At 72.4% G+C, this 13,162-nt stretch carries 15 protein-coding genes; 7 read left to right on the top strand and 8 right to left on the bottom strand.

The genetic code is table 11. The features are described from left to right. Positions 1-10: 10 nt before the first annotated feature. The 4 genes from DEJ12_RS13015 to DEJ12_RS13000 all read right to left on the bottom strand — a co-directional run bounded on the left by DEJ12_RS13015 (position 11) and on the right by DEJ12_RS13000 (position 1,784). Positions 11-520, bottom strand: a complete 510-nt coding sequence (locus tag DEJ12_RS13015; protein WP_111030316.1) for a metallophosphoesterase — start codon at positions 518-520, stop codon at positions 11-13. Beyond that, the gene (locus DEJ12_RS13010; RefSeq protein WP_111030315.1) at positions 517-987 is read right to left on the bottom strand and encodes a MarR family winged helix-turn-helix transcriptional regulator; all 471 of its coding nucleotides are present in this window, start codon (positions 985-987) and stop codon (positions 517-519) included. Before DEJ12_RS13010 ends, DEJ12_RS13015 begins: the two co-directional genes overlap by 4 nt. A gap of 83 nt (positions 988-1,070) precedes the next feature. Further along, positions 1,071-1,532, bottom strand: coding sequence for a VOC family protein (locus tag DEJ12_RS13005; protein ID WP_111030314.1), 462 nt, complete (start codon positions 1,530-1,532; stop codon positions 1,071-1,073). Positions 1,533-1,553: 21 nt separating this feature from the next. Then, on the bottom strand, positions 1,554-1,784 hold the full coding sequence (locus DEJ12_RS13000) for a GNAT family N-acetyltransferase (protein WP_309147051.1): 231 nt from the start codon (positions 1,782-1,784) through the stop codon (positions 1,554-1,556). Between the two features lie 142 nt (positions 1,785-1,926). On the opposite strand from DEJ12_RS13000, the gene DEJ12_RS12995 reads away from it, so the two are divergent. Both DEJ12_RS12995 and DEJ12_RS12990 read left to right on the top strand, forming a co-directional pair. Beyond that, positions 1,927-2,562: an NADPH-dependent F420 reductase gene (locus DEJ12_RS12995; RefSeq protein WP_111030313.1), complete on the top strand. Its 636-nt coding sequence runs from the start codon at positions 1,927-1,929 to the stop codon at positions 2,560-2,562. 252 nt (positions 2,563-2,814) lie between these two features. After that, on the top strand, positions 2,815-4,053 hold the full coding sequence (locus DEJ12_RS12990) for a hypothetical protein (RefSeq protein ID WP_146249186.1): 1,239 nt from the start codon (positions 2,815-2,817) through the stop codon (positions 4,051-4,053). 168 nt (positions 4,054-4,221) lie between these two features. Here the strand turns inward: DEJ12_RS12990 and DEJ12_RS12985 are convergent, their stop codons facing one another. Beyond that, positions 4,222-5,079 carry a LysR substrate-binding domain-containing protein gene (locus DEJ12_RS12985; protein WP_111030311.1) on the bottom strand — a complete coding sequence of 286 codons (858 nt, stop codon included), beginning with the start codon at positions 5,077-5,079 and terminating at the stop codon, positions 4,222-4,224. A 136-nt stretch (positions 5,080-5,215) separates the two neighbouring features. Between DEJ12_RS12985 and DEJ12_RS12980 the strand changes: the two genes are divergently transcribed. Next, positions 5,216-6,538, top strand: coding sequence for an MFS transporter (locus DEJ12_RS12980; RefSeq protein WP_111030310.1), 1,323 nt, complete (start codon positions 5,216-5,218; stop codon positions 6,536-6,538). Between the two features lie 177 nt (positions 6,539-6,715). Here the strand turns inward: DEJ12_RS12980 and DEJ12_RS12975 are convergent, their stop codons facing one another. Then, on the bottom strand, positions 6,716-7,363 hold the full coding sequence (locus DEJ12_RS12975) for an NAD(P)-dependent oxidoreductase (RefSeq protein WP_111030365.1): 648 nt from the start codon (positions 7,361-7,363) through the stop codon (positions 6,716-6,718). A gap of 108 nt (positions 7,364-7,471) precedes the next feature. Here DEJ12_RS12975 and DEJ12_RS12970 point away from each other — a divergent pair, with 108 nt between their 5' ends. Continuing rightward, positions 7,472-7,834: a helix-turn-helix domain-containing protein gene (locus DEJ12_RS12970; RefSeq protein WP_071247254.1), complete on the top strand. Its 363-nt coding sequence runs from the start codon at positions 7,472-7,474 to the stop codon at positions 7,832-7,834. Positions 7,835-7,884: 50 nt separating this feature from the next. Next, complete coding sequence (locus DEJ12_RS12965; RefSeq protein ID WP_111030309.1) at positions 7,885-8,916, top strand: NADPH:quinone reductase; 1,032 nt, start codon at positions 7,885-7,887, stop codon at positions 8,914-8,916. Between the two features lie 103 nt (positions 8,917-9,019). Here the strand turns inward: DEJ12_RS12965 and DEJ12_RS12960 are convergent, their stop codons facing one another. Together DEJ12_RS12960 and DEJ12_RS12955 are read right to left on the bottom strand one after the other, a co-directional pair. Further along, on the bottom strand, positions 9,020-9,205 hold the full coding sequence (locus tag DEJ12_RS12960; protein ID WP_027465208.1) for a hypothetical protein: 186 nt from the start codon (positions 9,203-9,205) through the stop codon (positions 9,020-9,022). A gap of 41 nt (positions 9,206-9,246) precedes the next feature. Continuing rightward, a complete protein-coding gene (locus tag DEJ12_RS12955; RefSeq protein WP_071247251.1) occupies positions 9,247-10,056 on the bottom strand; it encodes a GAF domain-containing protein in 810 nt (269 codons plus the stop codon). Positions 10,057-10,169: 113 nt separating this feature from the next. Between DEJ12_RS12955 and DEJ12_RS12950 the strand changes: the two genes are divergently transcribed. Further along, positions 10,170-11,066 carry a patatin-like phospholipase family protein gene (locus tag DEJ12_RS12950; protein WP_111030307.1) on the top strand — a complete coding sequence of 299 codons (897 nt, stop codon included), beginning with the start codon at positions 10,170-10,172 and terminating at the stop codon, positions 11,064-11,066. Continuing rightward, a complete protein-coding gene (locus tag DEJ12_RS12945; RefSeq protein ID WP_111030306.1) occupies positions 11,063-13,135 on the top strand; it encodes an alpha/beta fold hydrolase in 2,073 nt (690 codons plus the stop codon). The genes DEJ12_RS12950 and DEJ12_RS12945 overlap by 4 nt, the downstream gene beginning before the upstream one ends. Positions 13,136-13,162: the final 27 nt, after the last annotated feature.

Raw genomic sequence — 13,162 nt, 5'->3', positions numbered from 1 at the left:
ACGACCGGGACTAGCGGGCGGCCGGCGGCAGCCGCACCAGTTCGACGGACAGCTCGGCGCCGGTGACCGTGCCGCGCATCCACGTGTGGTCGGGCTGGCGACGACGGTCGGTCGGTGAACCGGGGTTCAGCAGGCGCATCCCCGACGGCGCCACGGTGTCCCACGGGATGTGCGAGTGGCCGAAGACGAGCACGTCGGTGTCCGGGTACTCGGCGTCCATCCGGCGCTCCCGACCGGTCGACGCCCCGGTCTCGTGCACCAGGGCGAAGCGAAGGTCCTCGACACCGAACCGGGCGACGAGCGGCAGCCGGTCGTCGAACTCCGGACCGTCGTTGTTGCCCCGCACGCCCTCGAACCGGCGGGACCGCGCCTGCACGGCGTCGAGGGTGGCGAGGTCGACCCAGTCCCCCGCGTGCACCACGAGGTCGGCCGCGTCGACGTCGGCCCACAGTCCGGGCGGCAGGTCCTTCGCGCGCTTCGGCAGGTGCGTGTCGGACAGCAGGACGAACGACGTCGTCACGACTCGGTGGGTGCCGGCATCGGGAGCCCTGCCTCGTCCGAGGCACCGAGGCGCTCCAGCAGCCCGGCGAGCAGTGCGATGTCGTCGTCCGACCAGTCGGCGAGCCGCTCGTCGAGCGCGTCCCGGTGCAGCTGCACCGACCGCTCGAGCGCGGCGCGGCCGGCGTCGGTCGCCTCGAGCGGCTTCGCGTTGCCGCTGCCGCCGTCGGTCGTGCGCACCAGTCCGGTCGCGAGGAGCCCGGACAGCTGCCGCGAGATCGTCGACCGGTTCAGCCGCAGGTACCGGGCGATGTCGATGGCCATGCAGCCCGGGTGCTGGACGACGAAGTCGACGAGGGACTGGTCGACGACGCTCAACACCTGGTCCGAACCGCGGGCCCGGATGCTCGCCCGACGGGTGATGCGGGCGAGCTCGGTGTACGCCCGGCTGATGTCGCTGTGGCGGACCCTCGAACTCGGGTGGTCCATGGTGGCTCCAGCCTGTCTGCGCCGGCGCCGGCCGGCGGTCTTCTCGTCCGGTCACACTACCGGCGGGTCCGCGGAGAGTGGGGTCAGTGACCGGAGGCCGCGGCCTGCAGCGCGGGGATGTCGAGCTTGACCATCTGCATCATGGCCTCGAACACGCGGGCGTTGGCCTCCGGATCACCCGATCCGCTCATCAGCTCCCCCAGCATCGACGGGGTCACCTGCCACGCCAGACCCCAGCGGTCGGTCAACCAGCCGCACGCCGTCGGGCTCCCGCCGTCGGCGAGCAGGGCGTCCCACAGCCGGTCGAGCTCGTCCTGCGTGTCCACGTCGATCTGGAACGAGACCGCGTCGGTGTGCGGGTGCCCGGGGCCGCCGTTCATCGCGCGGTACGGAGCGCCGAGCAACGTGAACTCCACGACGAGGGCACGACCGTCCGGCATCCGGCTGACGCTGTCGACGCGGCTGTCGGGGAACAGTCCGACGTAGTACTCGGCCGCTTGCTCGGCCTGGTCGTCGTACCAGAGGAACGGGGTGATGGTGGGCACGGGAGCCCCTTCGTTCGGTGCTCAGTCCGCGGCGCTGCGGCTGAGCAGGTCGGCTTTCTCGGGGTGTTCGTCGAACCACTTGCCGACGAACCAGCACATCGGGACGATGCGTTTCGTGGTCGACGACTCGACGTCGGCGACGGCGTACTCGACCAGCTGCGCCGCGTACCCGTGGCCGCGGTGCTTCGGGACCGTGTACGTGCGCGGGAACGCCACCGCGTCACCGTTCACCCGGTAGTCGAGCACGCTCACGAGCTCGCCGCCGACCTACATCGCGTAGCGGTCCTGGTCGGTCTCGTCGCGGAAGTCGGGGTCCATGCCGCCATCATGCTCCCGGCGGCGCGTTCGCGCCTCCCGGGGAATGCACGACGGCGGGCAGCGTTGCAGGGACACCATGACAACCATCGGAATCATCGGCGCCGGCAACATCGGATCCCAGCTCGCTCGACTCGCGGTACGGAACGGCCACCAGGTCGTCATCGCGAACTCCCGCGGCCCGGAGACCCTGACCGACCTGGTCACGGAACTCGGCGACGGCGCACGCGCAGCGACCCGCGACGAGGCAGCCGCAGCGGGCGAGATCGTCGTCGTGACGGTGCCGCTCGCCGCGATCGAGACGATCCCCGTCGAGCCCCTCGTCGGCAAGGTCGTCATCGACACCAACAACTACTACTGGGAGCGCGACGGCCACATCGCCGCCCTCGACGACCAGTCCACGACCACGGCGGAGATGCTGCAGGACCACCTGCCCGGCGCCCGTATCGTGAAGGCGTTCAACCACATCGGCGCCGACGACCTCACCGGCCACGCGACGCCCGCCGGCACCCCCGATCGTCGTGCCCTCGTCATCGCCGGCGACGACGGCTCCGCCAAGCAGACCGTCGCCGAGCTCATCGACGCGTTCGGCTTCGACGTCGTCGACGCCGGGCCGCTCGCCGAGGGCTGGCGCATCCAGCGGGACACCCCCGGCTACGGCCCGCGGATGACCGCCGCCGAGCTGCGCGACGCCCTGGCCGCCGCGACGCGCTAGCGCCGCGCCGCCGACGCACCGCCGCACCGCCGCCGTTTCGCGCTGAGCGACACTCCACGGGCTCCGCAGCCCGTGACCTGTCGCTCAGCGCGAAACGACCGGGCGCGAAAAGCCCGCTCAGGCCCGGTCGAAGATCGTCGTCATGTCGGCGATGTCGTCCTCGGTCGGCGGCGACCCCGAACTGGGGCTGCGATCCACACAGCGGTTGCCGCTACAACTGAGCATGGATCAGTCGACGGAAGGAGCGCCGCAGTGGCAGCGCATCGCATGCCCGAATCGGACCGGCCCCGTCGGCCCGTCCCGGCCTGGGTGACCGCGCCGCCCGTCGACGAGGTCGCGCCCGAGCGGGTCGCCGCCGCCGGTCACGTGAACGCCTCCGGCCGGGAGGCCCGCCCCACCCCCGCCTCGTCACGCGCCGCCCACGCGGCGCCCGTCCCACCGACCACGGGCGCCCCGGCAGGGAACGCCGCGGCTGAGCGGGCACCCGCCGCGCATGCGCCGGCCGCGCACGCACCGACGTCCGAGCCCGCGTCGATCGCCGCACTGGTCGAAGCCGACGCCCCCGTGCCCGACTTCCCGCCGCAGCAGGAACTGCTGCCCCCGGCCCCGACGTCGCCGAACGTGCACACCGTGCCGTTCGAGACCCCCGCGGTGCCGCCGTCGTCGGTCGTCCCCGCCTCCGGGCTCGTGGTGCCGGTCTCCCCGGTCGCCGCCGCACCCGCCTCGGCGGACGCGACACCGCTCGTCGCACCGCTCACCACCCCCTCGCCGGAGGCACCGCCGACCGCCACACCCGCGGTGCCCGTCGCCGGACAGCCCCGGTTCTCTGTGCCCGGCCTCGAACACGTGGTCGTCGAGGGCACCGAACCCGAGCCCGTCGGCCCGATCGGCTACCGGACACCCCGACGCTTCGCCCACCAGCAGGCCGCCGCACGGTCGGCAGCGCCCACACCCGCAGCCGCGGGGTCGTTCGACGCCGTGCTGCACGCGGCGCCGACCACCGCGGCTCCCGGCGGCACCGCCGTCGCGACCCCGAAAGCCCGGGCGACCACGGCCCTGGTCGCACCCACCCCGGTGCCGCAGGGTGCCGGCGGGGGCGAGGCGGGCCTCCCGACCGAACTGCTCGACCAGCCCGTGACTGCAGGCGCCGTGCCGGGGCCACGCCGTGCGCTCGGCGCGACCGCCGGTGCGGTGCTCGGTGCCGTCGCCGGGATCGCGACGATCGGTCTGGCGGCCTGGTGGTTCACCGCTCCGGCGACCGTGCACGGCGTCGGCGTGGTGCTCGGACTGCTCGCGTTGGTGCTCTCGATCGTGACACTGCGCGACCGCACGGCCACGTGGCAGCGACCGGTCGCGCTGCTCGGTGCGGTGCTCGGCGGTGTCGGCACGGTCGTGCTGCTGTGGGCGGTCGCGGCGGCGTTGCTGCCGCTCGCGGGCGTGACGCTGCCGGACGTCACCGGCACCGGCACGACCCCGACGCTCGCCCCGTAGCGCCGCGCGCGCTCAGACGCCGTCGTCTCGGCAGGACGCCGCGTCGACGTCGAGACGCCCCCGAAAGTCGCGGCGTCTCGACGGCTCGGCGGTGTCGAGACAACACGCCGGCGTCTTGCTGCGGACACCAGCCCGAACACGCCGGCGTCTCGCCGCCGATGCACGCGCTCAGACGGCGCGGACGACCCCGCGGGACAGGATCGCGTTCGTCAGTGCGTCGATCGGCTCCCGCTGCACCGTCGGGTTCGCGATGAGGACGTAGTCCACCGCCGGCAGGTCCGGCAGCCCGAGCCGCTGCGACACCTTCACCAGGTCGGCCGGGATCAGCGAGTGCGGGAACACCGCGACACCGATGCCCGCGCGCACCGCGGCGAGCACCCCGTTGACGTCGCGGGTGTTGCAGGTGATCCGCCAGGTGCGGCCGGCGGCCTCGAGGGCGTCGATCGCCATCTGCCGACTGATGCTCGGCGCCTGGTACGCGATGAGCGGGACGGGTTCGCCGGGCTCCAGGGCGATGCCGTCCTGCGCCATCCACACCATCTGGTCGGTGGCGACCCGGGTGCCCTCGGCGGACTCCCCCGCCGTCTGCTTGATGAACACCAGGTCGAGCTGGCCGGCGTGCACCCGGCGGAGCAGCGGTGACGACTGGTTCACCGTGAGCTCGAGGTTCACCTGCGGGTGCAGCCGTCGGAAGTCCCGCAGGATCCGCGGCAGCTGGGTGATGGCGAGGTCGTCCGCCGCCCCGAACCGCAGCCGCCCGCGGGTGGCCGCGCCGGAGAAGTAGGCGTCGGCGGTGGCGTGCGCGGCGAGGATCGTCCGTGCGAACCCGGCCATCGCGTCCCCGTTGTCGGTCAGGGCGACGCCGCGGGTGTCCCGGGCGACCAGGGAGCGCGCCACCGCGGTCTCCAGGCGCCGGACGTGCTGCGACACCGTCGGCTGGCTGATGCCGAGCCGGGTCCCGGCCTGCGTGAAGCTGCCGGTCTCCGCCACGGCCAGGAACGTCTGCAACAGGACCGGATCGAGCACGTCGCGCCTTCCGTCGGTGCGACCTCATTCGACATCGCAATGGAGTGATAGCCACCATAGGGGTATCGAATGAGCCGGCGCCACGTAGTTTCGTTGGGGTACCAGATCCACACCGACGTCCGGAGAACCCCGCACCGTGAGCGCGTCACCGACGACCCTCCCCCCGCCCACCGAACCGCTCCCGATCCAGGCTACGCGACCGCCGTGGCGCCACACGCTCATCGCCCTGTCCGTGCCGAACTTCCGGCTGTTCACGGCGACCAACCTGGTGGCGATGACCGCCGGCTGGATGCAGCGCATCGCGCAGGACTGGCTCGTGCTGCAGCTGACCGGGTCGGTCGCGCAGGTCGGCATCACGGTCGCCTGCCAGTTCGCGCCGATGCTGCTGTTCGGGCTGCTCGGGGGCGTCCTGGTCGACCGGTTCTCGAAGCGCGCGCTCATGATGATCACCCAGGGAGCCTTCGCGGTGCTGTCCGCGCTGCTCGCCGTCCTGACACTCGCCGGCGTCGTCGAGGCGTGGCACATCTGGGTGATCGCGTTCCTGGTCGGCATGGTCACCGTCATCGACAACCCGGCACGGCAGGTGTTCGTCACCGAGATCGTCGGGCACAAGCACCTGCGGAACGCCATCAGCGTGAACTCGTCGGTGTTCCAGCTGGGCGGCATGATCGGTCCGGCGCTGTCCGGGGCCCTGCTCGTCGCGGTCGGTGCGGGGTGGTCGTTCGGGGTGAACGCGATCGCCTGCGTCGCCGTCGTCGTGACGCTCGGGTTCCTGAAGGTCTCCGAACTGCACCGCACACCCCCGGCGCCCCGCGGCAAGGGGCAGCTCGTGGAGGGCCTGCGTTACGCCGTGCACAAGCCGACGATCATCGTGCCGGTGATCCTCGTCGCGTTCTTCTCGGTGTTCGCGCTGACGATGCCCGTGCTGCTGTCCGCCTTCGCGTCACAGGTGTACGACGTCGGCGCCGGCGGCTACGGGGTGTTCAACTCCGCCGTGGCGATCGGCGCCCTGGTCGGTGCGCTGCTCTCCACCCGGAGGGCCGTCGTCCGGCTCCGCACCATCGTCGGCGGGGTGTTCTGGACGGGCCTGCTGCTCGTCGTCTCGGGGTCGATCCCGGCGATCGCACCGTTCACCGTCGCGCTGGTTGCTGTCGGGATGTCGCAGCTGCTGTTCCAGACCGCGTCGAACTCACTCGTGCAGCTGTCCTCGAACGTGGCGATCCGCGGCCGGGTGATGTCGCTCTACGTCCTCGTGCTGCTCGGTGGGCAGGCGATCGGCGGGCCGCTGATGGGCCAGATCGTCGACCGCTTCGGTGCGCACGTGGGGATGATGGTCGCCGGAGGCGTGCCGGCCGCGGCCGCCGCCGTGATCGCGCTCGTGCTCGCCCGCCGGGGCGGCCTGCACCTGGCGGTGCAGATGCGCCACCACCTGCCGGTGCCGGCGATCGTCGCGCACTGACGCGGGCCCTGGCGGTGACCACCCGCCGGCCTGGAGGCCCGTGGCGGCCCCGCCCCGCGCCTCCCGTCCGCCCGTTGGTCGGGTCCGGCGGTGTGCAAAACACCGGTGTTCACGCTCGACACCGCGGGATCCCGCGGTGTGTTGCGTGAACACCGGTGTCTTGCGAGGGGCAGTGCCTCAGTAGGCGACGCCGAAACGCGCCTGGTGGTGCGCCGGGGTGACGATCTCGTCGACGAACGCGATGGCGTAGTCGGCGCCGGAGATGTCCGAGTTGCCCTCGGCGTCGGCGAGCAGGACCTCGTCCGAGGCGCGGTAGGTGCCGCGACGCTCGCCCGGGTTGTAGCTGCCGAAGGCCGCGGCGGGGCTCACGTAGAACCAGTCGACCTCGGTGTCCGACGCACGGAGGGCGTCGAGGATCTGCGCGTGGCTCTTCGCCTCGCCCTTGAAGGCGTCCGGGAAGCCGTCGGTGTCGAAGAGGCGGGGGCCGTCCTCTGACACGCGCATCGAACCGGCACCGCCGACGATGCCGAGCCGCGCACCCGCTGCGGCGGCGGCGTCGACGAAGTGCTGGAACTTGTCCTTCAGCTCGCTGCCGTCGGCCTGCACGGCGTGGAGCGAGACGATGACGACGTCGGCACCCTTGGTGACCTCGGACACGAAGTCGGCGTCGAACGCGTCACCCTGCGCCAGGGTGAGACCCTCGGCCGGCTCGAGCTTGCTCGTGTCGCGGGCGACCGCGGTGACGGTGATGCCGCGGGAGAGTGCCTCGTGGGTGATGGCGGAGCCGGCGTAGCCGGTGCCTCCGAAGACGACGATGTTGGTCATGGTGTTCCCTTCGTGGACGTGCTGGGCGTCGGTGACGTTGACAGTCACCGTACAAGAGTTACTCTCTTTGAGTAAGTAGGCACCTGGCGGTGCGTTGCGGAGGACACCATGTCAGCACTCGAGTACAGCCCCTACGCGGCGGACTGCCCCAGTCGGCAGCTGCTCGACCGCATCGGCGACCGGTGGAGCGTGCTGACGATCGGCGCCCTCGCCGACGGTCCCGCACGGTACTCGGCGGTGGCGGCCCGGGTGCAGGGGGTCTCGCAGAAGATGCTCACCCAGACGCTGCGGGCCCTCGAGCGCGACGGCATGGTGACGCGGACGGTGTTCCCCGAGATCCCGCCGCACGTGGAGTACGAACTGACCGAGCTCGGGCGGTCGCTGCGCACGGTGCTCGTGCCGCTGGAGGACTGGGCCACCTCGCACATGCCCGACGTCGCCGAGGCGCGCGAGGGGTACGACGCGCGCTGAGCGACCCCGCACTCGGAATCCCCGACGGCGACGAGTGGTTGCCTGGGGACATGCGATCGATCGTCTACACGAAGCCCGGTGCCAGCAGCGTCCTCGAACTCGTCGAGCGGGAGATCCCGGAGCCCGGTGCCGGTGAGGTCCGCGTCCGCGTCGTCGTCTCCGGCGTCAACCCGACCGACTGGAAGGCCCGTGCCGGCGGCACGTACGGCGACGGACTGCCGTTCCCCGAGATCACACCGAACCAGGACGGCGCAGGTGTCGTCGACGCCGTCGGCCCCGGAGTCGACGGGCTGACCGTCGGTGACCGCGTCTGGCTGTTCATGGCTGCGGCGTCACGGCCGACCGGCACGGCACAGGAGTACACGGTCGTGCCCGAGTCGCGCGTGGTCCCGCTGCCCGACGGCGTCTCGTTCGACGTCGGCGCCTCGCTCGGCGTCCCCGCGATGACGGCGCACCGGGCCCTCACCACCCACGAGGACGGCCCCGCACGCCTGGGGCCCGGAGCCCTCGACGGCTTCACCGTGCTCGTCGCCGGTGGTGCCGGTGCCGTGGGGCACGCCGCGATCCAGCTCGCCCGCTGGGCCGGAGCGACCGTCATCACGACGATCAGCTCGGACGCGAAGGCAGCCCTTGCCACGGCAGCCGGCGCCCACCACGTCGTGAACTACCGCGAGGAGGACGCCGCCGAGCGCATCCGGGCGATCGCGCCGGACGGTGTCGACATCGTCGTCGAGGTGTCGATCCCGCAGAACGCCGCGCTGGTCGCCGACGTGCTGGCGAACCACGGTGTCGTGTCGATCTACGCGAACAACGGCGGCGACGAGGCGAGCCTGCCGATCCGCCCGAACATGAGCGTGAACGCCCGCTACCAGTTCCTGTTGCTCTACACGATCGGCGACGAGGCGCTGTCCGCGGCGGCCGAGGACGTCACCGAGGCGCTGCACGACGGTGTGCTGCCGGTCGGCGAGGACGCCGGGCTCCCGCTCACCCGCTTCGCGCTCGAGCAGACCGCCCAGGCGCACGACGCGGTCGAGCAGGACACGGTCGGCAAGGTGCTCATCGACGTGACCGAGGCGCCGTAGCTGCGACACCGGGGCCGGCTCGGGCTCGGGCTCGGGCTCCGCAGACGACGAACGGCTCCCACGCACGCGTGGGAGCCGTTCGTCGTGGACGATGCGGGAGGGGTCAGCGACCCAGACGCGCGGCGATCGCTGCGGTGACCCGGAGCCGGGCTGCAACGCGCTCGCGTTCGATGTTGGCGGCGATGACGTCGAGGTCTTCGTAGTCGGCGTCGGTGGTGGTGTCGTTCCAGTTCGGCGAGGAGATCCGGGCACGCCCGAACGACGGCGGAGCAGGGTTCACGGTCGTCATGGGGGCATCGTACGTCGAGCGTCCGACAGAGCGTGTGAGCATCACGGGCCTTTCCTTGGATTGCGGTCGCGCTCGGGGAACGAGTAGGTCAACGAGAACGCGACGGCCATGAACGACGCCATCATCGCGATGTTCTTGGCGTCGAGTTCGGTGAAGGCGTCGGGGACCGGAGAGTCGACGGTGAGCATGCCGAACGAGTACTGGTCGGACCGGATCACCACCGAGACGTACGAGGTGTACCGCGGCTCGAAGCCCGGCAGGTCCTGGTCGACGTCGACGTCGGCCGAGCGGTCACCGACGATCCGGGGTGATCCGCCGACCAGCACCCACTCGAGGTTGCGGTCGCCGTAGGGCGTGCCCGCTCGGAAGACCCCGGCGGTGTCGCCGGCCCCGCCGTGACCGATCGGCTCGAGGGCACGCAGATCGGTGGACAGCTGGTACACGTTCGCGCGGACGTCGGGCACCTTCGGCAGCAGGTAGAACGCCAGGGCCACGGCGACGCGATCGGCGACGACCGAGAGTTCGCCGTGGCGATCGGACCGCGGCAGCTCGGTGAACCGGACGAGCCGGGTGGCGATCTGGCCGAACGCGTACCGGACCGCCGTCGACTGCTCGAGCTCCGCCGCGGTGGCGTTGTCCTCGGCCACCGACCGAGCGGCGTCGCTGCGCCGGGTCCGGACCACCTGCACGGTCACGGCGCCGACGAGCACGACGAGCCCGAACGCGACGAGCGACAGCCGGACCGCCGGCGTGACGAACAGGTTCGGCAGCTGGAACGCCGCGGTGGGCGCAGCAGCCACCACGATCGGCCACACGACCGTGCCGACCCGTCCTGAACGCTGGTTCCCCATGACCACGACGCTAGGTCACGCCACCGACGCGGACGGAGTTGTCCACAGGCGGGTTCTCCACAGGATCCATCGGCCTCCACCGGCCCGTCGCACGCAGCTGGTAAGCAGGACCCATGACCGACGTCAGCACGCCCGTTCCCGGATCCAGAGCCCTCGTCCTCGGCGGCGGAGGTGTCGCCGGCATCGCGTGGGAAGTCGGCGTGCTCGTCGCCCTGCAGGAAGCCGGCGTCGACCTCGACGCGGCCGACCTCGTCGTCGGCACCAGCGCCGGCAGCGTCGTCGGCGCGTTCGTCCGGAACGGTGCCGTCCAGCAGGCCTACGACCAGCAGCACACCCCTGCGCCGACCACCTACCAAGAGCCGGCCCCCATCGACGTCGAGGCCGTGCAGCAGCACATCGGCGCAGCACTGCAGGGTGCGACCGGCGAGCAGGACGCCCGGGCTCGACTCGGTCAGGCCGCTCAGCAGGTCGTCGGCGGGCAGAGCGACGACGAGCGGACGGCGACCTTCGGCGAGACGCTCCCGTCCACCGAGTGGCCGGAGAAGCCGCTCGCCGTCACCGCGGTCGACGCCACCGACGGCACCTTCCGCCTGCTGACGGCGGCCGACGGCGTGCCGCTCCCCCGTGCGGTCGCGGCCAGCTGCTCGGTGCCCTTCGTCTGGACCCCGGTCGCCATCGACGGCCGCCCGTACGTCGACGGTGGTGTCCGCTCGGGCACGAACGCCGACGCCGCCGCCGGGTACGAGCGGGTACTCGTCATCGCCTGCGGCCCCGAGGGCCCGTCCCCGTGCGGGCCGTGGCTCGACGTCGCCGTCGAGGCCCTGCGCGCCGGTGGTTCGTCGGTCGAGGTCGTGGTGGCGGACAGCGCCTCCCAGCAGGCCTTCGGCACGAACTCGCTCTCGCTCGCCACCCAGGCACCCTCGGCCGAGGCTGGCCACGCCCAGGGCACCGCGGTCGCCGAGCAGGTCGCCGCCTTCTGGGCCGAGGACCTGGCGAGCGTGCACGCATGAGCACCCCGTTCTCCGACCTCGACCAGTACATCGCGCTCCCCCGTGTCGACGGCATCGACATCAGCCCCGACGGCACCCGCGTCGCCCTGACGGTCAGTGCCCTCGACCCGGACGGCACCGGGTACCGCCGGTCGATCTGGCAGGTACCAGCAGCCCCGGCCGAGGACGCGGACGACGCCGGCACACCCGCCGCACGCCCGGTCCGCCTCACGCGCTCCGCCAAGGGCGAGGGCGGCATCGCCTTCACCCGCACCGGCGACCTGCTCTTCGTCTCCGCCCGGCCCGACGCCGACGCCACCGACCTCGAGACAGCCCAGCTCTGGGTGCTGCCCGCGACCGGTGGCGAGGCCCGTCCGCTCACCCGCCTGGCCGGGGGCGTCGGTGGGGTCCTGGCCACCGCGGCCTCGTCGGACGTCTTGGCGCTGACCGCCGACCTGCTGCCGGGGGCCGGCTCCGACCCCGCGACCGTGCTCGAGGCCGACGCGGAGCTCCGGAAGAGCCGGAAGGACAAGCAGGTCCGCGCGATCCTGCACGAGACCTACCCGGTCCGGTACTGGGACCACGACCTCGGCCCGGCACAGACGCACGTCCTGACCCTCGACACGGCGGGCATCGGCACCGACGGCGGCGCCGCCGACGGCGGCGCCGAACCCGTCCAGCCCGTCGACCGCACACCGGCCCCCGGACGCTCGCTCGACCACGTCGGCGGGGCGCTCACGCCCGACGGTTCGGTCCTGCTGGCCTCCGTGGGCGTCCGGGAGGCCCGTGGGGACCGCTCGACGCTCGTCACCATCGACCTGTCCAGCGGCCACCGCGCGGTGCTGTTCGACGACGTCGACGTCGACCACGAGATGCCGGCGCTCAGCCACGACGGCCGGACGATCGCCTGGGTCCGCACCGTCCGCTCCACCCCGGCCGGCGCGAACCAGCAGGAGGTCTGGGTCGCCGGCATCGACGGCTCCGACGCCCGCCGTGTCGCGACCGACTGGGACCGCTGGCCGAGCGAGCTCGTGTTCGAACACGGCGACCGCGCGCTCCTGGCGGTCGCCGACCAGGACGGCCGCGCGCCGGTCTTCCGCATCCCCCTCGACGGCGGCGCCGTCGAGCAGCTGACGCACGACGACTGGGCGTACTCGAGCCTGCGCGTGGCGGCGGCGACGGGCGTGGTCGTGGCGCTCCGGGCCTCCTGGGCGGCCCCGCTGCACCCGGTGCGCATCGCGACGGACGGCACGGTGACCCCGTTGGCGACGCCGGCGCCCCTGCCGGACGTGCCCGCCCACCTGGAAGAGGTCGAGACGACCGCAGCCGACGGCGCCCGCGTGCGCGGCTGGCTGGTCGTGCCCGAGGGCGACGGGCCGCACCCGCTCGTCCTGTGGATCCACGGCGGACCGCTCAACTCGTGGAACCAATGGTCGTGGCGCTGGAACCCGATGCTGCTCGCAGCCCGGGGCTACGCCGTGCTGCTGCCGGACCCCGCGCTCTCGACCGGTTACGGACTCGACTTCGTGAACCGCGGCTGGAACGCCTGGGGGCAGGCGCCGTACACCGACCTGATGGCGATCACCGACGTGGTCGAGGCGCGGGCGGACATCGACGCGACCCGCACCGCCGCGATGGGCGGGTCGTTCGGCGGGTACATGGCGAACTGGGTCGCCGGGCACACCGACCGGTTCCGGGCGATCGTCACCCACGCGAGCCTGTGGGCGCTCGACCAGTTCAACGGCACGACGGACTCGTCGCAGTACTGGTCGTCGATCTTCGACGCCGACGGGATCGCGGCGAACGACCCGCACCGGTTCGTGGGTGACATCACGTCACCGATGCTCGTCATCCACGGCGACAAGGACTACCGGGTGCCGATCGGCGAGGGGCTGCGGCTCTGGTCCGAACTCGCGGAGCACCACGCGGCGCCGGACGGCTCGATGCCGCACCGGTTCCTGTACTTCCCGGACGAGAACCACTGGGTGCTCGCTCCGCAGCACGCGGTGGTCTGGTACGAGACGGTGTTCGCGTTCCTGGGGCAGCACGTGCTCGACCAGGAGTGGGAGCGGCCGGCGCTGCTCGGGTAGCGCACCCGTCCGGCGAACCGGGGCGAG

Origin of the sequence: Curtobacterium sp. MCLR17_059, assembly GCF_003234665.1 — a bacterium.
Classification (GTDB): Bacteria; Actinomycetota; Actinomycetes; order Actinomycetales; family Microbacteriaceae; genus Curtobacterium; species Curtobacterium flaccumfaciens.
Note: the sequence above shows the minus strand (reverse complement) of the source record. Positions and strands in the feature narration are given on the sequence as shown.

Coding starts and splice junctions, on each gene's coding strand:
- DEJ12_RS13010 (WP_111030315.1), bottom strand. CDS start 987: ATGGACCACCCGAGTTCGAGGGTCCGCCACAGCGACATCAGCCGGGCG.
- DEJ12_RS12995 (WP_111030313.1), top strand. CDS start 1,927: ATGACAACCATCGGAATCATCGGCGCCGGCAACATCGGATCCCAGCTC.
- DEJ12_RS12975 (WP_111030365.1), bottom strand. CDS start 7,363: ATGACCAACATCGTCGTCTTCGGAGGCACCGGCTACGCCGGCTCCGCC.
- DEJ12_RS12970 (WP_071247254.1), top strand. CDS start 7,472: ATGTCAGCACTCGAGTACAGCCCCTACGCGGCGGACTGCCCCAGTCGG.
- DEJ12_RS12965 (WP_111030309.1), top strand. CDS start 7,885: ATGCGATCGATCGTCTACACGAAGCCCGGTGCCAGCAGCGTCCTCGAA.
- DEJ12_RS12960 (WP_027465208.1), bottom strand. CDS start 9,205: ATGACGACCGTGAACCCTGCTCCGCCGTCGTTCGGGCGTGCCCGGATC.
- DEJ12_RS12955 (WP_071247251.1), bottom strand. CDS start 10,056: ATGGGGAACCAGCGTTCAGGACGGGTCGGCACGGTCGTGTGGCCGATC.
- DEJ12_RS12950 (WP_111030307.1), top strand. CDS start 10,170: ATGACCGACGTCAGCACGCCCGTTCCCGGATCCAGAGCCCTCGTCCTC.
- DEJ12_RS12945 (WP_111030306.1), top strand. CDS start 11,063: ATGAGCACCCCGTTCTCCGACCTCGACCAGTACATCGCGCTCCCCCGT.